20 protein-coding genes and 2 tRNA genes are annotated in these 16,886 nt (G+C 68.7%); 7 read left to right on the plus strand and 15 right to left on the minus strand.

The window, feature by feature from the left end; genetic code table 11:
- The coding region (locus ABZ914_RS05640; RefSeq protein WP_500191887.1) for an adenylate/guanylate cyclase domain-containing protein at positions 1 to 1,565 on the minus strand (1,565 nt) is incomplete at its 3' end.
- A gap of 38 nt (positions 1,566 to 1,603) precedes the next feature.
- A complete protein-coding gene (locus ABZ914_RS05645; RefSeq protein ID WP_500191888.1) occupies positions 1,604 to 3,025 on the minus strand; it encodes an amino acid permease in 1,422 nt (473 codons plus the stop codon).
- A 261-nt stretch (positions 3,026 to 3,286) separates the two neighbouring features.
- Here ABZ914_RS05645 and ABZ914_RS05650 point away from each other — a divergent pair.
- The 3 genes from ABZ914_RS05650 to ABZ914_RS05660 all read left to right on the plus strand — a co-directional run bounded on the left by ABZ914_RS05650 (position 3,287) and on the right by ABZ914_RS05660 (position 3,873).
- Positions 3,287 to 3,364: transfer RNA gene (locus ABZ914_RS05650), tRNA-Asp, on the plus strand.
- A 20-nt stretch (positions 3,365 to 3,384) separates the two neighbouring features.
- Positions 3,385 to 3,458: transfer RNA gene (locus tag ABZ914_RS05655), tRNA-Phe, on the plus strand.
- A gap of 88 nt (positions 3,459 to 3,546) precedes the next feature.
- Positions 3,547 to 3,873 carry a hypothetical protein gene (locus ABZ914_RS05660; protein WP_500191889.1) on the plus strand — a complete coding sequence of 109 codons (327 nt, stop codon included), beginning with the start codon at positions 3,547 to 3,549 and terminating at the stop codon, positions 3,871 to 3,873.
- Between the two features lie 77 nt (positions 3,874 to 3,950).
- Here the strand turns inward: ABZ914_RS05660 and ABZ914_RS05665 are convergent, their stop codons facing one another.
- From ABZ914_RS05665 to ABZ914_RS05710, 10 genes are all read right to left on the minus strand, one after another.
- Positions 3,951 to 4,757 carry a tyrosine-type recombinase/integrase gene (locus tag ABZ914_RS05665; protein WP_500191891.1) on the minus strand — a complete coding sequence of 269 codons (807 nt, stop codon included), beginning with the start codon at positions 4,755 to 4,757 and terminating at the stop codon, positions 3,951 to 3,953.
- Complete coding sequence (locus tag ABZ914_RS05670; protein WP_500191892.1) at positions 4,640 to 5,335, minus strand: tyrosine-type recombinase/integrase; 696 nt, start codon at positions 5,333 to 5,335, stop codon at positions 4,640 to 4,642. The genes ABZ914_RS05665 and ABZ914_RS05670 overlap by 118 nt, the downstream gene beginning before the upstream one ends.
- Positions 5,302 to 5,481: a helix-turn-helix domain-containing protein gene (locus ABZ914_RS05675; RefSeq protein WP_285911909.1), complete on the minus strand. Its 180-nt coding sequence runs from the start codon at positions 5,479 to 5,481 to the stop codon at positions 5,302 to 5,304. The genes ABZ914_RS05670 and ABZ914_RS05675 overlap by 34 nt, the downstream gene beginning before the upstream one ends.
- Positions 5,478 to 6,896 (minus strand): replication initiator, encoded by a 1,419-nt coding sequence (locus ABZ914_RS05680; protein ID WP_500191894.1) that lies wholly within the window; start codon positions 6,894 to 6,896, stop codon positions 5,478 to 5,480. The genes ABZ914_RS05675 and ABZ914_RS05680 overlap by 4 nt, the downstream gene beginning before the upstream one ends.
- A 94-nt stretch (positions 6,897 to 6,990) precedes the next feature.
- Complete coding sequence (locus ABZ914_RS05685; protein WP_500191896.1) at positions 6,991 to 7,146, minus strand: hypothetical protein; 156 nt, start codon at positions 7,144 to 7,146, stop codon at positions 6,991 to 6,993.
- 180 nt (positions 7,147 to 7,326) lie between these two features.
- Entirely contained in the window at positions 7,327 to 7,671 is a 345-nt protein-coding gene (locus ABZ914_RS05690; RefSeq protein ID WP_500191898.1) for a hypothetical protein, read from the minus strand.
- Between the two features lie 35 nt (positions 7,672 to 7,706).
- The gene (locus tag ABZ914_RS05695) at positions 7,707 to 8,495 is read right to left on the minus strand and encodes a DUF2637 domain-containing protein (RefSeq protein WP_500191899.1); all 789 of its coding nucleotides are present in this window, start codon (positions 8,493 to 8,495) and stop codon (positions 7,707 to 7,709) included.
- On the minus strand, positions 8,495 to 8,785 hold the full coding sequence (locus ABZ914_RS05700; RefSeq protein ID WP_500191900.1) for a hypothetical protein: 291 nt from the start codon (positions 8,783 to 8,785) through the stop codon (positions 8,495 to 8,497). The genes ABZ914_RS05695 and ABZ914_RS05700 overlap by 1 nt, the downstream gene beginning before the upstream one ends.
- 95 nt (positions 8,786 to 8,880) lie before the next feature.
- Entirely contained in the window at positions 8,881 to 10,221 is a 1,341-nt protein-coding gene (locus ABZ914_RS05705; RefSeq protein WP_500191901.1) for an FtsK/SpoIIIE domain-containing protein, read from the minus strand.
- Positions 10,222 to 10,235: 14 nt separating this feature from the next.
- A complete protein-coding gene (locus tag ABZ914_RS05710; RefSeq protein WP_500191902.1) occupies positions 10,236 to 10,607 on the minus strand; it encodes an SCO3933 family regulatory protein in 372 nt (123 codons plus the stop codon).
- Between the two features lie 137 nt (positions 10,608 to 10,744).
- Between ABZ914_RS05710 and ABZ914_RS05715 the strand changes: the two genes are divergently transcribed.
- The 3 genes from ABZ914_RS05715 (at position 10,745) to ABZ914_RS05725 (ending at position 13,030) form a co-directional block, all read left to right on the plus strand.
- Positions 10,745 to 11,140 carry a winged helix-turn-helix domain-containing protein gene (locus ABZ914_RS05715; protein ID WP_500191903.1) on the plus strand — a complete coding sequence of 132 codons (396 nt, stop codon included), beginning with the start codon at positions 10,745 to 10,747 and terminating at the stop codon, positions 11,138 to 11,140.
- A 268-nt stretch (positions 11,141 to 11,408) separates the two neighbouring features.
- Positions 11,409 to 12,443 carry a P-loop nucleotide/nucleoside kinase family protein gene (locus ABZ914_RS05720; protein WP_500191905.1) on the plus strand — a complete coding sequence of 345 codons (1,035 nt, stop codon included), beginning with the start codon at positions 11,409 to 11,411 and terminating at the stop codon, positions 12,441 to 12,443.
- Positions 12,440 to 13,030 (plus strand): guanylate kinase, encoded by a 591-nt coding sequence (locus ABZ914_RS05725; RefSeq protein WP_500191906.1) that lies wholly within the window; start codon positions 12,440 to 12,442, stop codon positions 13,028 to 13,030. Before ABZ914_RS05720 ends, ABZ914_RS05725 begins: the two co-directional genes overlap by 4 nt.
- Positions 13,031 to 13,092: 62 nt before the next feature.
- Here the strand turns inward: ABZ914_RS05725 and ABZ914_RS05730 are convergent, their stop codons facing one another.
- Together ABZ914_RS05730 and ABZ914_RS05735 are read right to left on the minus strand one after the other, a co-directional pair.
- Positions 13,093 to 13,278, minus strand: coding sequence for a hypothetical protein (locus tag ABZ914_RS05730; RefSeq protein ID WP_344275978.1), 186 nt, complete (start codon positions 13,276 to 13,278; stop codon positions 13,093 to 13,095).
- Between the two features lie 424 nt (positions 13,279 to 13,702).
- Positions 13,703 to 13,942: a hypothetical protein gene (locus ABZ914_RS05735; protein ID WP_500191907.1), complete on the minus strand. Its 240-nt coding sequence runs from the start codon at positions 13,940 to 13,942 to the stop codon at positions 13,703 to 13,705.
- Positions 13,943 to 14,088: 146 nt separating this feature from the next.
- On the opposite strand from ABZ914_RS05735, the gene ABZ914_RS05740 reads away from it, so the two are divergent.
- Entirely contained in the window at positions 14,089 to 15,021 is a 933-nt protein-coding gene (locus ABZ914_RS05740) for an AAA family ATPase (RefSeq protein WP_500191908.1), read from the plus strand.
- A gap of 164 nt (positions 15,022 to 15,185) precedes the next feature.
- Here ABZ914_RS05740 and ABZ914_RS05745 read toward each other — a convergent pair whose 3' ends face one another.
- On the minus strand, positions 15,186 to 16,523 hold the full coding sequence (locus tag ABZ914_RS05745; protein WP_500191909.1) for a hypothetical protein: 1,338 nt from the start codon (positions 16,521 to 16,523) through the stop codon (positions 15,186 to 15,188).
- Positions 16,524 to 16,886: the final 363 nt, after the last annotated feature.

Genomic DNA, 16,886 nt, shown 5'->3' on the forward strand with positions numbered 1-16,886 from the left:
GCCGGCGCCGGCTCCGGCACCACCGGCGCCCTCGGCGGCCGCGGCGCGCCCAGCCGGGTCGGGCGGCTCCGCCCCCGCAGCGTCACCGACCTGCCGAACTCCCACTCGTCCGACTCCGCCAGGTGCGCCAGCTCCACCACCGTCCCGGACGCCAGCACCCGCCCCGGCGACGTCTTCGCCAGGTCGCTCAGCCGCGCCGCCTCGTTCACCGGGTCGCCGATCACCGTGTACTCGAACCGCTGCTCGGCGCCGATGTAGCCGGCCACCACCGGGCCCGCCGAGACGCCGATCCCCGCGTCCAGCGTCGGCACCTCCGCGCGCAGCCGCACCGCCAGCTCCCGCGCCGCGCCGAGCGCCCCGCCCGCCGAGTCCTCCAGCTCCGTCGGCGCCCCGAAGATCGCCAGCGCCGCGTCCCCCTCGAACTTGTTGATCCACCCGCCGTGCCGCGCCACCACCGCCACCACCACGCCGAAGAACCGGTTCAGCAGCCCCACCACCTCGTCCGGGCCGCGCGTGTCCGCGAGCCGCGTCGACCCCGTCAGGTCGACGAACAGCACCGCCACCTCGCGCGTCTCACCGCCCAGCTCGATGTCGCCGCGCTCCAGCGCCAGCCCCGCGACCTCCTCGCCGACGTGCCGGCCGAACAGGTCCCGCAGCCGCTCGTTCTCCCGTAACCCCGCCACCATGTGGTTGAAGCCCGCCTGCAGCTGCCCGACCTCGCTCGCGTCGTACACCGCCACCTCGGCGCCGAGGTCGCCCCGCTCCACCTGCGCCATCCCCGTCCGGACGGACTTGATCGGGTCCGCGATCGCCCGCGTCGCCATGTACGTCACGTACATGCCCACCGCGATCGCCACCCCGCCCAGCCCGAGGATCGTGATCGCGAGCTGGGTGACGTCGATGTCCGGCGCCGCCAGCGCCGCGACCGCCACGCAGATCAGCCCGAACACCGGGATCGCCGTCCCGAGCGCCCACGCGAGCATCACCCGCGTCGTCACCCCCGGCAGCCGGAACCTGCGCGGCCGCTCCGCCGCCAGCACCAGCGCCGCCGCCGGACGCAGCAGCCGCTCCGACAGCAGGTACACGATCGTGCAGGTCGTCGCCGCGCCGAGCAGGCACGTCAGGCCCGTCTTCACCGCCAGCCGGCCGGTGAACAGCACCACGTCCAGCGCCGCCCAGCCCGCCGCGCCGACCCCCCACAGCGCGCCGACCAGGAACGTCAGCCGGAGCGGCCCCAGCAGGACCGCGCGACCCTGTACCCGGTCCGGCATCCCACCGCCCCGCACCAGGCTCACCACCGGACGCCACAGCCAAAGCCCCGCCAGCAGCGCGACCGGCCCCGCCACCACCGGATAGCCGAAGAACGCGATCGCGTTCACCAGGTGCACGTGCTCCGGGTCGCGCAGCGGCGGGTCCGGCACCACGAACGTCGCGAACAGCAGCACCACCAGGCCGCCGACGATGTTCGCGACCACCACCACGACCGCGAGCACCCACCGGACCCGCACCTCGAGCATCGTCCGGGGCACCCCGGGGAGAAGTCCGCGCGCCACCGTCCTGGACACTTGCGCCTCCGTCCCGGGGTCCCACGGAAATCATCGCACTAGGCGGTGGTGCTCTCCTCCGCGATCGCGACGTCCGCCGGCGCCCGCCGCTGCGAGCTCCGCCACACCAGCGGCCACCCCGCGAGGACGAGCACGAGCCACCCGGCCATCACGTACAGCGCGACCCGGGTGTCCGCCTCCCACGCGATCGTCACCGTGACGAACGCGAAGAAGGCCAGCACCAGCCAGTTGGTGTACGGCGCCCACGGCATCCGGTACGGCGCCCTCGGCAGCAGCCCGGCCGCCGCCTTCCGCCGGTACGCCATGTGCGCTACCAGGATGACGCTCCACACCAGGATCGCGCCACCCGTCGACACCGAGGTGATGTACTCGAACGCCTTGTCCGGCACCACCGCATTGATCACCACGCCGACGCCCATGACAAGCGCCGAGATGACGACGGTGAGCACCGGCACGCCCCGTCCGTTCAGCCTCGCCAGCGCCTGCGGCCCGTCCCCGTTGACCCCGGCCGTCCGCAGCATCCGCGACGTCGAGTACAGGCCGCCCGCGTTGCACGACGACAGCGCCGCCGTCAGCACCACGAAGTTGACGATGTCCGCGCCGCCCGGAATGCCGATCTTGTCGAACGCCAGCACGAACGGGCTCGCCCCGCCCTTGAACGCCGTCCACGGCACCACCGCCATGATCACCAGCAGCGACAGCAGGTAGAACAGCGCGAACCGGACCGGCAGCGCGTTGATCGCCCGCGGGATGTTCTTCTCCGGGTCCTTCGCCTCGCTCGCCGTCACCCCGACCAGCTCGACGCCCAGGTAGGCGAACATCACCATCTGCAGCGTCATCACCGTCGGGCTGATCCCCTCGGGGAAGAACCCGCCGTGGTCCCACAGGTTCGCGACGCTCGCCGACTTCCCCGCGTCGCTGAACCCGAAGGCCAGCACCCCGATCCCCACCAGGATCATCATCACGATCGCCGCGACCTTGATCATCGCGAACCAGAACTCCAACTCGCCGAAGAGCTTCACGGAGATCAGGTTGACCACGAACAGCACGACCAGCGCCACCAGCGCCGTCTGCCACTGCTCGACCCCCGGGAACCACTTCTGGACGTACTTCCCGGCGGCCGTCAGCTCGGCCATCCCGGTCGTCACCCAGATGATCCAGTACGTCCACGTCGTGGCGTACCCCCAGAACGGGCCCAGGAACTCACGGGCGTACCCGGCGAAACCCCCCTCCGCGTGCCGGTAGGTGAGCAGCTCACCGAGCGCCCTCATGACGAAGAACAGCATCAGTCCCGCGACGGCATAGGTCAGCACGAGGCTCGGGCCGGCCTTGGCGATGTTCTCCCCGGCGCCGAGGAACAGCCCCGTGCCGATGGTGCCGCCGATGGCCAGCATCTGGATCTGGCGGGTCCCGAGCCCGCGCTGATAGCCGTCCGCTTGGTCTGGGAGCTTTGCGACCACGCGTTCCTTGCCTCTCACGTCGACGGCCGCCCCTCAGGGACGGCTCTGGCCCGGTCAGACTAGGAACCGGACCCCCGAATGCGAAACACACCCCATACGCTCCGTGTCCCCCGGTCCTCCCCCATCCCGCCCGCCTCACTCGCCGCCGTTAACGAGTTGGCGCCGTCCTCGGGCATCGCGTATGCTCTCGGACGTCGCCAAAGACCGGCAGCCCAGCCGGTCAGGCCACCGCCCCGAAGCCGCTAAGCTCGAGGCAAGCAAGGTCCTGTGGAGCAGCTAGGAGTGCTCGCCACCCTGTCAAGGTGGAGGCCGCGGGTTCAAATCCCGTCAGGACCGCCAGACGCGCCGACGCGCGTCCTGGGCAGGTAGCTCAGTCGGTACGAGCGTCCGCCTGAAAAGCGGAAGGTCGGCGGTTCGACCCCGCCCCTGCCCACACCTCGTGACCAGCGAAAACGCCCCGGAGCCACACGGCCCGGGGCGTTTTTGACGACAACGCTGACGACAACGGCAAGGGAACGCCGATGGACGAGCCCCCTCTTCCCCCAGCCGAAGTACTCGCGGTCTTCTTGGAGATCAAGCGATACGTGGACTCGACGGTGAGTGCCCTTCAAGCCGCAGCCGCACCGACGGTCAACACAGCGAGCATCAGCGCGACCTTGCCAGCGCTTCAGGCCAACTTCACAGTGGCTACTTCCGAGCCTGCGCCGCTCGCAGTGTCGCGCGATGAAGTGCGGATGGCACGAGCTTGGATCGAAGGCGCAAAGGCGGCTGGCGCAGCCGCAGTTGCCGTCTCGACCTTTGAGGGGCTTCTTCAGTTCGTCGAGCGATTGCTTGACCTAGCCAAGTAGCACTCAAACGCGGCATGAGCCCATAACGCAGTGTGGCCCGGAGCCGAAGCCCCAGGCCACACTGTGAGTCGCCGTCTTCAGCCCAGGGCATCCCCGAGCTTGCGGAGGGCCGCGCGCTTCTCGTCGAGGGCGGCGTGTGCGTAGATGGTCATGGTCACCTCGATGTCGCTGTGCCCGACGATCTCTCGCACGATGTGCGGCGGAACGCCGAGGTCCAGGAGCAGCGAGACGCAGGTGTGCCGCATGTCGTGCAGCCGCATTGCGCCCAGGCCCGCAGCGGCACGTATGCGGCCCCAGCTACGGCGGAGGTTGTCCGGCTCCATGGGAGTGCCGAGGCTGGACGGGAAGACAAGTCCGTGATCCTGCCAGCGCGGCCAAGCGTCGGCCCGTTCGGCGTTCTGCTTCACCCGGTGCTCGCAGAGCGCCGTGACGCACAGGTCCGGCAGCGGGATGGTTCGCGTTGAGTCGTCGGTCTTGGGCGGGACGAACCGCAGTTCGCCGGCGACCCGCTGAAGGGTCTGGACGACCTCTAGCTTGGCGTCCTGGATTCCCGTCTCGGCACAGTGCCCGCACGGCTCACCGTCGGGGGTGCCGCCCTCTCCCCCGCAGGCCCGGCACGGTTTAAGGGTGATGTCCTCCCATCGCAGGCCGAGCAGTTCCCCGCGCCGCAGGCCGAGGCAGAGCGCCAGGACGTAGAGCGCATACAGCCGCTCGTCTTGCGCCGCCTTGAGCACGGCCCGCGCCTGGTCGACCGTGAGACCACGGTTCACCTTGTACTTGGGTGTGGTGACCGTGACGAGGCGGGCGACGTTCCGCGTGAGGATCTCTTCCCGGACGGCCGATTGCAGGGCGTTGCGGAGCACGGCCAGAACGAACTGAACCATGCGCACCGAGAGCCGGGACTTGCAGCACTCGCCGCCCTTGAGGGCGCAGCAGCGCGGCTTGTCCCGGCTGGCGTCCCACCCGTGCCGGCAGCACTGGCACGACTCGCGGACGGTGGTGATGAACGCCCGAACGTCGCGGCCGTCAGCTTGCCGAGTCGCTTCTTACCCAGGCCCGGGACCAGGTGGAGCCGGATGACGCTCTCGTATCCCTGGACGGTCTTGGGGCGCCGCTCGACTCGGACGATGTTGTCCAGCCAGTACGCGAGGTACTGCTCTACCGTCCAGCTCACGGACGCGATCGGGACACCGTCGTCGGCCTGCGCCTTGAGCTTGACGTACTTCGCGTGGCATTCCTCGCGGGTCTTGCCGTACACGCTGACGCGCTTGATCGACCCGGCGGTGGTGGGGACGAACACCTTCGCCTCATATCGTCCGTCCTTGCGCTGGACGATCGTCCCTTCGCCGTTGGCACGTCGACGAGAGCGAGCCTTCCGAGGCTTGCGCGGTTCGGGTTCCTCGGGCGTGGCGAGTGCAGTCGTGGTCATCAGGCAGCAACCTCCGAGAGCTGGTCGAGGCATTCGGCGAGGGCGTTGACGGGGACCAGACGGCGACGGCCGATCTTGACCGTGCGGAGCTGGTTGGAGCGGATGAGGTTGTAGAGCGTCCACCGGCTCACGCGGAGCCGTTCGGCCGCTTCGTCGACGGTCAGAACCAGGTCGTTCAATGCGTCGTGCTCCCTTGAGACATGGCGAATGGGTCGAGGGCCGGTAGAGGCTTGCCGGTGAGGGCGGCGGTGAGGAGTGCTTCGCCGGGGGTCATGCCTTGGCCGAGGTAACGCCAGTGCGCGACGACCAGGACCTGGTCGTCGTCGAAGGGGAGGCGCCCGGTGGTGATCTCGTGGGCATGTTCGCGCTGGTTGTGCTCGATACGTGCTTGGCGGAGCGCGCCGAGGGTGGTCGAGTAGCGGCGTGATTTGGTGGAGAAGTGGCCGCGGAAGCCGAGCATGTGCGCCCACTCGGCGAGCCGCAGCTCCGCGTACTCCTCCAGGGCACCCAAGCGAAGGCATTCGGCGATGAGCCGCCGGGCGTGCGCGGTCACGGGCAGGTCGGCCAGGTCGTCGGTTGCTCTGATGCGGCGGTCGAGGGTGCCGACGCATTCGGCGGCTTTGGTGGCGTACTTGGCGATGTAGCCCGCCACCGCGTTGTCGGTGAGGTCCCCGGTGGTGGTGATCGGTCGCATGTCGACCTGAGAGCCCCACTCGTGTGTCATGGCCGGGACGTCGCCCGCCGCTGGAGTCAACACCTTGACCGCCCTGGCCGCGTGGTCGACGGCCGCCTTGAGGAGCTCATGCGTCGCCCAGGCGGGCGGGGCGGCGTCGGGGCCGCCGGGTCCGTCGAGGCGGATGACGGCGTGGAAGTGGACCAAGCCGCGCCGCTGGTACTCGGCAACCTTGGCGAAGGAGACGGTGAGCACCTCGCGCAACTCGGCGACCCGCAGGCCCGCCGACCGAGCGACGTACCGGCGGAAGGCGAGCGTGAACCGCCGCCACAGCTCAGGGGCGTGCGCGTTCCAGAGCACGGCGCCGGAGTAGTCGAAGCAGTCCGGGCAGATCGGTTGCCCGAGCTGGGGGTCATCGGCGCTATGCCGGACGGTGCACGACACCGGCCGCCCGTGCGGGCAACTTCCGCCGTTCCTGCGAGGGTGGCAGGACACGAGGGCGCCGCCGGCCCCGGTGCGTCGGGAGTGGACCGGCCCGAACGAGGGCGCGGTCAGGGTGACGAACGCGGCCGGATGCTGGGTGACGGTGTCGGGGACGCCTTTGCCGCCGACGAGTCCGGCGCGGACGAGTTGGTAGGTGTCGGCGCGGTAGATCTCGGCGCAGGCCGGGCAGCGGGAGGCGCGCCGGGTCTTGCACGCCACTCGCAGCACCCCGCCGGGTTCACGGGCGGTGGAGTAGCGGTGCAGGACGGCGCCGGTCATGGGGTCGATGTGGTCGACGCTGCCGCGTAGGTGGATGGGTTGGGCGCATCCGCCGGTGGTGTGGGCGCGGCGTGCCCAGGCGCGGAAGTCGGGCCGGTTGAAGCGTTCGGCCATGTCGCGCGCGGCGAGGGCGGTGACGTGTGGCGCGGGATGCGGCACGATGGCCAGGTCTCCTATCCGTTCAGGTGGCTTGGGGACGAGCCCCCGGCGCGGCGCTCTTGCTTGGCGGCTTGTGGGCCGCGCCGGGGGTGACTCAGAACGCGGTCACGAAGCGCGAGAGCGCGTCGGCCAGCAGCGCCAAGCCGCTGAAGATGGCGCGGACGGCGTGTGCGGCGTTCTCGGGATGGTTAAGGGCGAACAGGCCCAGGACGAGCCAGAAGGCGGCGAAGCCGCAGCGGCGCAGGAACATCGCGGTATCCCCCTCAGCAGATGTGGCCGTGGCCGTCGCAGTCGGGGCAGGTGGATCCGTCGGAGGCAACGCCGCCCCCGCCGCAGGTCCCGCAAGCCCAGCCGTGCACGACCAGGGCAGGCAGGGGCGGGCGCTCGTCCTGGTCGCTGCGGCCGGACGGGGGCAGGTGTGGCGCGGTCATCAGGCCAGGCCCCAGCGGTTGCGGCGGGCGGGCTTGTAGACGGCGGTGTAGCGGATCCGGCCGAAGGCGCGGCGGGCGGTGCAGTACCCGCCGAAGGCGATCCAGTCGGCTACCTCGGCGCCGAGGAGTTCGGCGATGTGGTGGATCTGGGCGCGGCCCTCGTCGTCGCTGGTGGCGTTGATCCACACGGTGTAGGTGGTGCCGAACTCCTCGACCGGTACGGCCGGGTTGGCTTCCAGGTAGTCGGCCAGCTTGCGCAGGCCGGTGATGGTCTGGTGCCGGGCGAACAGGTCACCGGGCACCACGGGGTGTCCCGAGCAGACGACGCGGGTCCGGGTGGGCATGGTGGGCAAAGTCATTGCGTGGTCTCCAGACGGGTTCAGACGAGGGACGCGGGTTCGGTGCGGATCTGGCGGAGCAGATCGGACGCGAGCTGGTTGGACACGCCGAGGCGGGCGCGGAGCGCGTCACGGGTGATCGGCTTGCCGTGCCGGTCCTGGTGCTCGGAGGCGACGCGGCGCGCGAACTCGACCAGCGGCGCCGCCGGAGCCGGATCGGGCGAGGGCGCCGCGGGCTCGTCGACGGTCGGGACGGGAACGGGGATCTCGGTTTGCCCGTCCTGCCCCTCGTCGGCCCGGTGGGTCCGGTCGTCCTGGATGGGGCGAACGGCCGGGACGGGTTCGACGGCCGGGGGACGGTCGTCCTCCCACACCACCCACGGCGAGGACGGGAGGCCGGAGGAGTCCGGGACGGGGGCCGCCGCCGGAGCCTCGTTGTCCGCCGGGGGCGGGACGGTCTTACGGCGCTCCAGCATGGAGACGGCGACCAGGAACGCCAGGGCGGGGGTGCCGGCGGTGATCCAGCCCCACACCGACTGATCCGCCTGCGCCAGGTTCGCCGCGAGGGACAGCAGGATCCCGCCGACCAGAACCAGCGTCGGCCACGACAGCCGCCCCGTCGCCCGGCCGGTGCGCTTGTCCCGTTGCCGCTCCCCCGCCGCCATGACGCAGGTCAGGTCGATGCACACCGCGATGGCCCAGGCCATCCACCCGCGCTGTCCGTGGTCGGTGGCGGTGTCGCGGATGTGGGTGAACGACCCAGCCGCCGCGATCCCAGCCAGGATCACGACCGGCGCGGAGTCGGCCACCGCTGCGAGGATGCGCCGCATCAGGCGGCCCGCCGGACGTCGACCAGGGCCAGCAGCGCGGCCAACTCGGCGTCACACCGGTGCGTGTCCGCCCAGTCGTCGACCTCACCGGAGCGGGACGAGGCGAACGACTCGGCGCACCGCTGGCAGCGCGCGACGTGCAGGGACAGGAACTCGTCCCACTCGACGCCGACCAGCCACACGTCCCAGGACGACACCGGGGACGGCGACGACGAGCCGCAGGACGGCGCCGGGACGACGGCGAACCGGGGACGAGGACGGGGACGAAGGACGCGGAAGCGAGCGGTCATCGGGCAGCCTCCAGAACGGGTTTCGGGCATGGGTCGGTAGGGACGTGGCGCGATCGGGGCTCACGCCGAGCCGAAGGAGAGAGGAGGAGCGGCGTCTACGCGGCGGGGAAGAGGACCGGGACGGAGCCGATGAGGGTTTCCCAGTCCGGGGTCAGGTGCGCGTACTCACGGGCCGCCTGTTCGGCCTCGTGCTCGGGGACGTAGACCGATCGGGCGCGGTGCCAGGCGCCGTCTTGACCGGCGACCACGCAGACGCCGGGAGTCTCGGCGGGGATGGCGCGGGCAGCGTCCAGGGCGGCCGGGTCGAGGTCGCCGAGGGTCATGTTCGCCGTCTCGGGGTCGTTGACGCGGTGGCAGACCCGCCCGGAGAGCTGCGCGCGCAGGGCGGTGACGCCGGGTCCGAGGTCCGAGCCGATGCGCTGCCCGCACACGATCAGGTAGACCGCGAACGCCCGGCCGAGCTGCGCCACCCGCAGCAGCGCGGTAGCCGTGCGCGATACCTCGTCTTTCTCGGACTTGTCGGCCATCAGGAACAGTTCGGCGACCTCGTCCACCAGGACCACCACCGGCACCGGCCGTAGGGATTCCGGCAGTGTCCAGACGTTGCGGGCACCGTGCCCACGGCATAGCGCCATGCGGTTCTCTACCTCGCCGACGAGATCGGACAGCAGGTCGACGGACTCTTTGCGGTTGGTGGCCAGCGCCGACAGGCGAGGCGCGTAGGGGGTGAACTCGACCCCGCCCTTGAGGTCGAAGCCGACCAGGGCGACCGGTTGCGGGGCGAGGTCACGGATGATGGCGTTGGCCAGGTTGGACTTGCCGGACTGTGTCGCCCCGGCGTTGAGCCAGTGCGGGACGGTGCGGAAGTCCATCACCCAGTCGGCCCCGTTCTCCAGCTTGCCGGGACGGACCTTGAGCAGTTCGGCGGGCGCCGGCGACAGCGTCACCTCGGTGAGCGGGTCGCGCATCGTTGCCCAGAGGGTGACGTAGCCGGGCCGGACGTCGACCACGCGGACGGAGTGGACACGCCAGGCGTGCGCGATGCCTTCGGCCGCCTTCTCGTAGTCCGCGGGAACCTGTCCGTCATGCAGGCGGAGCCGCATGCGCCACCCGAGCCGGGTCGGCCGGAGGATGCCCAGGCGAGGGGCGCGTTCGACGTCGACCCGCCGCACCCGCCGCTTCTGCTCGACCACCGTCGCGGCGTTACGAGCGGCCGGGCCGAGGACCGGGACGGCGTCGAGGGTGAGGCGGAACCGGCGGCGGTTGCGGGTCAGCTTGCAGCCCGAGGCGACGTGATGCCACGTCAGGTAGACCAGCGCGGCCCGCATCGGGAAGCCGACGCCGTACCAGAACGACACCGGGTGCCACCGGCGCCAGGCCCAGAGCCCTGCCGCCGCAGCGGCCGAGACCCCGAGCGCCATGAGCACGTCGTTCATGACCAGGCCGCCGTTCAGGCCACGTCCGCCGCAGCGGAACCGGCCGGAGCGTCCTGCACAGCGACCGGACCGGCGAGCGCGATCCGCGACGCCCGGTAAGCGACACCCCACCGCTTCTGACCGCCGATCACCTGCTCCCACGGGAACGCCACCAGCCCGACCGGCGTCACGATCTGCCCGATGCTCACCTCCTGGTCGCCGGGCACCGACACGTTCACCAACTCGACCCGCCCCATGGCGTCGGCCGCCGACAGCCCGACCGTGAACACCGTCTTACCGTCACGGTCCACCTTCACCTCCCCCGTCTCCTGATTCACCAGCTTGGGACGCGGCGCGGACACGCACACGAACGTGAGCGCCGACAGATCCACCGGGATGTTGCGCACGAGGAACCTCCAGAGTTCCGAAGACCACTTGGACAACATAGTCTGCCTAGTCATCCAAGCTGTCAAGGACAGCATGGTTTTCTTGGCGGGTCGGGTGTGCTGAACTTGAGTCGGAGCCCCCGACGGAAGGCAGATGAGTGGTCGAGAGGACCGGACGGCCCGGGTACCTGCAGATAGCCGATGACCTGCGGCAACAGATCCGGGACGGGCGACTCGCCGCCGGGCAGGCCCTACCGTCGACGGCCAGGCTCCGCGAGGAGTACGACGTGTCCGCCGGGGTCGTGAAGGCCGCCATCAGCGTGTTGCGGACCGAAGGCGCCGTGATCGGCCAGCAGGGCAAGGGCGTGTTCGTCCGCGACCAAGCCGACGCCCCGCCGTCCGTCCAGACCGCGCCGGCGACCGGCGAGAACGACGTGACGATGAAGCAGCTCACGGAAGTATTCGCCGCCATCCGCGATCTCGGAGAGCGGGTCGCCCGGATCGAGCGGACCGTTTTCCCAGAGCCTCCGCGAGCTGGTCAGTCCGGCAAATGAGCTCGTCGAGCTCAGCAAGAACCAGCTCCAACAGCTCCTGCGGTGTCCGCCCCTGCTCGTCGCCCCCCGCCACTGGCGATCGCCCCCTGCTGTGATCCGACTCTCATCCGGCACAGCAATATTCGTGTCAGGGGAGGCTTCCAGCCCATCACTATTCTCTCATCGGGTTCTTTCACGTCCGTTTATACGTCCGCTTTCACACCCCCATGGCAGACGCTCGGGACATACGCATTTGTGCCGACATCTGCGGAGAAACGGAAGGCCACGAATGACCACGACCAAGCAGCGGCCCGGTTGGCAGCCCACGAAACTGCGCGAGCGTCGGGAGACCCACGGCCTGAGTCTTGAGGCCGCCGGGGACAAGTTGCGCACAGTGGCCGAGCGGGGCGGGCTCAGAGTCGCGGCGAACTTCCAGACGCTATGGGGCCACGAGAACGGCAACATGTACCCGGGGCCGCACTACCGCCGCGCCTACTGCCTCATGTACGAGGCCACCGAGCCCGAGCTTGGCTTCCGCCTTCCGCTCCCCGGCGAGGAGACCGGAGACCTGACGCTCCCGCTCCCCGCCCCGCTGAGCCCTGCGGCCACCGAGGACGCCGCCAACGCCATCACGCAGGGGCTCGACCGCGTCTCCGACCAGACCCAGGACCGGGACCCCACCGCCGGCGACGCCCTCAAGGCCCGTGTGGTCAGCGCATGGCGAGGCCGAGCCATGAGCGGGAGCATCGGCACGACCACGCTCGTCCTGGTCGGAGGCTATGCCGGATCAGGCAAGACGGAGTTCGCGCGCTTCCTCGGCGATGTGTCCGGATGGGCGTTCCTGGACAAGGACTCGATCACCCGCCGCCTCACTGAACGTCTTCTCGTCTCCATGGGTGGCGACCCGCACGACCGCCACACCGACCTCTACCTGAAAGAGGTCAGGCCCCTGGAATACAAATGCCTCATGGACACCGCAAACGACAACATCGATTGCGGCATATCCACGATCCTCGCCGCCCCGTTCATCTCCGAACTCAACGACGAGGCATGGCTTGGACGCCTCACCAACCGGTGCAAGGCCAAGGGCGTGGACGTCGCGGTGATCTGGGTCCGGTGCGACGTCGACTCCATGCGCGAATACATCGAGTTCCGCGATGCCCCGCGCGACGCGTGGAAGCTGGCGAACTGGGACGAGTACGCCGCCGGACTCAACACCGACACCAGCCCGCCCGGCGTTCACCTCACCGTCGACAACCGCCTAGGCGCGGCGATCAGCATCGCCGACCAGACGCGAGAAGCCCTACGTAGGGTCTTGTCATGACCAGCCCCGGCGTGATCCTGTACGGCCCGCCGACCAGCGGCAAGGACACCACCACCGCCGAACTCTCCCGCCTGGACGACCGGTACGCCCTACTCCCTAAGCTCAAGACCGGCATTGGCCGCAGCACCGGCTACCGGCTTGTCTCCGACGCCGAGCGCGAGACGCTCCGCACCGCGGGCCGCCTGGTCGTCGAGACCCACCGCTACGGCAACGTCTACGCCATCGACCGCCAGGACATCGCCGCCCTGGTCGACGCCGACCGCGTACCCGTCGTACACATGGGCAACGTCGCCGACCTGCAACGCCTACGCACCGCCGTCCCGCTTGCATGGACAAGCGTCCTGCTGTGGGTACCGCGCGAGGTCTGCGCGAAGCGCTCGGAGCACCGAGGCGACAGCGACACCCCGAAGCGCCTCCAGGCATGGGACGAGACCCTCGCCGACCTCCGAACCACGGCCGAGACGCCGGTCTTCAACGCGATCGTTCACACCGACCACACCGACGCGACGGAGACGGCCCGCCGCATCATCGCCGGCGTAGCCGCCGGCCCGGGCGAGCCCGTCACCATCCCGGCCGACCTCACGTAGAGGACCGCGCGGCAGGGCCGTCCGACGACACCCCAGCCGTCTACCCTGCCGCGCGGCCGTTATCACGGCCACGGCCACCCGTCCGACGCTTGGATGGCCACGGCCAGTTCTCGCAGCGTCAGCGCCTCCACCAGGCGCCACCGCCCGGACGCGGGCACCATCGCCCAGTACGCCCGCGTGTACGTCCCCCACCAGCACGGCACCCCGAAGCGCGCCGCAAGCTCGACCAGCGCCGCCCCGGCGTCCATCACATGCCGCCTGGACTCCGAACCCGCATCGCCAGGTCCAGCCACGGCGGCTGCAACGAGGCCGCCACCGCCGAAGCGGCCAGGTCGACACGGCCGCACGGGGCGAGCAAATCACTCGTACTTGACCGGAACCACCAGCCGTCAGCCTCACGGACGACCGAGACGCTGTCCCCGAGGCACGGCGCGGCCGCCGAGTACACCCGCAGCATCATGGGCGACTCGGCATACCGCCGCTCAACCGTCCACCCGTCCCGCAGCAGCGCACGCCGAAGCCGCCCGAGGTACAGCCGAGCGCCCCACGGCCGAGGTGACGCGGCCAGTGCATCCGGGGGGACAAGCACCGGCCGCGCCACCTCAACCTCCCCCGGGGCCGCCCCGGACTCATTAGCGGCCCCGTCCGGTGATGGCAGGGGAGCGGACACCATCACCAGGTCCTCTTGGTCGTACCGGCCGCGCGCTCGCGCTCCTCGACGAGCGCCGCCCGCAGCGCTTCAGCGTCCGACCGGATCACCGTCGGGTCGACACCCGCCGCCCGGTCGAACAGCGTGGCGACCCAGTCGCCGGCCTGCCCGTCCCAGCGTCGAGACCTCCAGATGCGATGCCCTGTGAACTCCTCTTGGAGCTGACGGAGAACCGCGTCTTCTCTTGGCGCATGTGTCTGCATCGTGGGTGTCCTTGCGATCGAACGGCGAGCCCGCTGAGCAGGCCCGAACGGCACGACGACCAGCCTTCCGCCGCCCCACGATTGACAAAGGAGCCTGACAGGGGGCCAGGTGTGGGCCACACTCAGTGACGGGAGGTGGCCACGGCATGACCACCGAGAAGCGACGGGAGTTCGGCGCCTACCTCAGGCGCCTACGAGGCAGCAGAAGCCAAAGCGCACTCGCCGCCGAGCTATGCGCTCTCATCGGCTCTGACACACTCACCCGACACGAGGTCTCCCGCTGGGAACGCGGCGAGCGCATCCCCGACGACTGGTTGCCGCACCTCGCGCGCGTCCATAACGTCCCGCTCACCGTCCTGGAGCGCATGGCAGCCGAGGCCCGCGGCAAGACCCCCGGCGCAGACGGCGCCCCGTTCGACCTCTCGCCGTTCTTCCCTGACACCGTCCCCCTCGCCATGCGCCTAGCGAACGCCTGGCACGGCCGAGCCGTCGCCAACGCCGGAGGCAACCCCACGCTCGTCCTGGTCGGCGGCTACGCCGGATCCGGCAAGACCGAGTTCGCCCGCTTCCTCTCCGACCTGTCCGGCTGGGCCCTCCTCGACAAAGACGCGCTCACCCGCCGCCTTGCCGAGCGCCTACTGATCTCGTTGCACGGCGACCCGCACGACCGCCACACCGCCCTCTACCGCGCCGAGGTCCGCCCGCACGAGTACCGGTGCATGATGAACGCCGCCTACGCCAACATCGACTGCGGAGTGTCGATCATCCTCGCGGCCCCGTTCATCGACGAACTCAACAACCCGTCATGGCTGCCGCGCCTGACCCACCGATGCCAGGCCAAGGGCGTGGACGTGACTGCGATCTGGGTGCACAGCGACGTCGACACCATGCACGAGTACATCGAGCTGCGCGACGCCGCCCGAGACGGATGGAAGCTCGCCCACTGGGACGAGTACACCGCTGGCCTGAACACCGAAGACCCGCCCGAGGCCGCACACCTCACCATCGACAACCGCCTAGGCGCAGCCGTCAGCCTCGCGGACCAAACCCGCCGAGCCCTCACCAAGCTCATCCCATAACCGCAGGTCAGCCGGGCAGCCGCCGTGCCGGATGAGAACTTTCTCTACGTCTTCAAGGGCGCCCGCTTCGCGGTCGCCGGCGGCCGCCCGCCCCGGCACGCCGGGCGTGCGGCCTGTCCCGTCCGGTCCCGCCGCGCCGCGTCGCGCGCCCGCGGAACTGGAGGCTACAGACCAGCCTTGTTCTCAAGGTACGTCATGAGTGCATTTACAGCAGTCTCTTCGGCGCGCTCACCTAGCCGAATCAGAAAGCCCTTCAGGCGTTGCCTAGCATTGAGTCGATCAGTCTCTCTAGCATCAGCATCCTCGACTTCATGGACAGCAGATTCCAACGATCCTGCTTCGTCTCCACCGAACTCACCGACCAACTTAAGGAGTGCTCTCGCCTCATCAGGAAGGTCTGCTGTGCCGTAAATATTCTGAATAGTCATATCCTGGACGGACTGAATGATCTGTTGACTGATATTAATGGTCGTTGCGCCACTGACGGGTACACTGGCTGTCGAATCCAACGGCGCAAGAATCGTAGCCTTTGGGACCCAGTTCTCAATCACGGATTCCAGCTCGCGAGCCAAGGGGGGCGACATTGCATCCAATAGTTCGGATTCCATGTTTTGCTTAAGTTGAAGCATTCGCGCTTCACGTTCGTGCTTAAGGTCCAGTTGGAGACGTCTAGCTTCGCGCCCATAACGCGATACGAGCGTAAATGCTGCACTTCTATTCAATCCCGACGCACTGAGTGTCTCCGTGGCCGCCTCAGGAGCTTCTATGCATTGGTCCAGAAATAGAGAGAAGTCTTCGAAGCTTCGAGACAGCTCCGAGTTCGTCGCGCGCTCATCGCCATAAAACTCATAAACTTGTCCGGCCGCCGTTCGATAACCGTCTTGCCTGACGCGAAATCGTCCAGTTTGAGTCAGCCAATCCTGAAATAGCGCAAGCAACTTGTCCGCCTCGGCTGCATACAAGCGACCAGATGGGACGTAGATTCGGAAAAGCAGATGCCTTTGGTTATCCTCGACGAATGCGGCAGCCAATACCGCCATCTCAGCGTTCGTTTCATAGGGAACCATGTTGATCCGATTCGCTTCAAGTAGTGCTCGTACTTGATCCCTAACTTCCCTATTTGGAGGCGTAAAGAAATGCTGCAGGTACACAAAGTACCCCTCGTCGTTGGCCGGATAGACAATGGGAGTAATTTCTTTCCCTAAAAAGATGTTCTGATGCACAAAAACGACGTTCGGAACCTTGCCAAGCGCAGAAAATATGCGCTCGGCATGCTCTTTGTACTCCGGGCTGCATATCATATTAAATATCGAGCTGGTTAGTTTTACGGCTACTCCAGCGAGTGCAGAGTCGTTGATAATCTGTTCGATAGTAGCCCAGTTGTCAGGCCCAGATTCAAGCATCTTCATTCGATATGGGATACCGCTCGCCTTCAATCCACTCAGTGCAGCATTCCAATTCCCCGCGCCGATAAATAGAAAGAACCTCTGCGAGTCGCCCATATTTTCCTCCGAGTGTGAGTCAATGCAGCGATCCTAAGCCTGAGGAAGCTCCTCAGTCATCCGACGTAGGCGAGATCCTGTCGGTTCCGAGCCGGTTGCCTCACGAAGTGGCGGCCGCTCCCGAGGCCAAGACAGGAGAAGCGAAGGCAGGCGAACGGAGATGGCCCATAGCTGACGCGCTATGAAGTCCCACCACGGCTGAGCGTGCGCGAAGCGGGGGCCTCGCGGCCCCCAGCCCCCCGCGGGCCGGAGGGCACGCCCGCGCGCATCCGTCTGTCACGCCGTCTCGCCGTTCGCGCGGACGCACCCTCCGGGACGGGCGTGCGTGCTAACGGCGCTGCTAACAGCGAGCTTGGATGATCT

The sequence above is a fragment of the Spirillospora sp. NPDC046719 genome (genome assembly GCF_040645715.1).
Lineage (GTDB): Bacteria > Actinomycetota > Actinomycetes > Streptosporangiales > Streptosporangiaceae > Spirillospora.

What these genes read in the sequence shown, in the direction of transcription:
- ABZ914_RS05725 (WP_500191906.1), top strand. Translation starts at nt 12,440, where the DNA reads ATGACCAGCCCCGGCGTGATCCTGTACGGCCCGCCGACCAGCGGCAAG.
- ABZ914_RS05745 (WP_500191909.1), bottom strand. Translation starts at nt 16,523, where the DNA reads ATGGGCGACTCGCAGAGGTTCTTTCTATTTATCGGCGCGGGGAATTGG.
- ABZ914_RS05690 (WP_500191898.1), bottom strand. Translation starts at nt 7,671, where the DNA reads ATGCCCACCCGGACCCGCGTCGTCTGCTCGGGACACCCCGTGGTGCCC.
- ABZ914_RS05735 (WP_500191907.1), bottom strand. Translation starts at nt 13,942, where the DNA reads ATGCAGACACATGCGCCAAGAGAAGACGCGGTTCTCCGTCAGCTCCAA.
- ABZ914_RS05740 (WP_500191908.1), top strand. Translation starts at nt 14,089, where the DNA reads ATGACCACCGAGAAGCGACGGGAGTTCGGCGCCTACCTCAGGCGCCTA.
- ABZ914_RS05705 (WP_500191901.1), bottom strand. Translation starts at nt 10,221, where the DNA reads ATGAACGACGTGCTCATGGCGCTCGGGGTCTCGGCCGCTGCGGCGGCA.
- ABZ914_RS05720 (WP_500191905.1), top strand. Translation starts at nt 11,409, where the DNA reads ATGACCACGACCAAGCAGCGGCCCGGTTGGCAGCCCACGAAACTGCGC.
- ABZ914_RS05685 (WP_500191896.1), bottom strand. Translation starts at nt 7,146, where the DNA reads ATGTTCCTGCGCCGCTGCGGCTTCGCCGCCTTCTGGCTCGTCCTGGGC.
- ABZ914_RS05660 (WP_500191889.1), top strand. Translation starts at nt 3,547, where the DNA reads ATGGACGAGCCCCCTCTTCCCCCAGCCGAAGTACTCGCGGTCTTCTTG.
- ABZ914_RS05700 (WP_500191900.1), bottom strand. Translation starts at nt 8,785, where the DNA reads ATGACCGCTCGCTTCCGCGTCCTTCGTCCCCGTCCTCGTCCCCGGTTC.
- ABZ914_RS05695 (WP_500191899.1), bottom strand. Translation starts at nt 8,495, where the DNA reads ATGCGGCGCATCCTCGCAGCGGTGGCCGACTCCGCGCCGGTCGTGATC.
- ABZ914_RS05670 (WP_500191892.1), bottom strand. Translation starts at nt 5,335, where the DNA reads ATGCCTCGACCAGCTCTCGGAGGTTGCTGCCTGATGACCACGACTGCA.
- ABZ914_RS05730 (WP_344275978.1), bottom strand. Translation starts at nt 13,278, where the DNA reads ATGGACGCCGGGGCGGCGCTGGTCGAGCTTGCGGCGCGCTTCGGGGTG.
- ABZ914_RS05665 (WP_500191891.1), bottom strand. Translation starts at nt 4,757, where the DNA reads ATGGTTCAGTTCGTTCTGGCCGTGCTCCGCAACGCCCTGCAATCGGCC.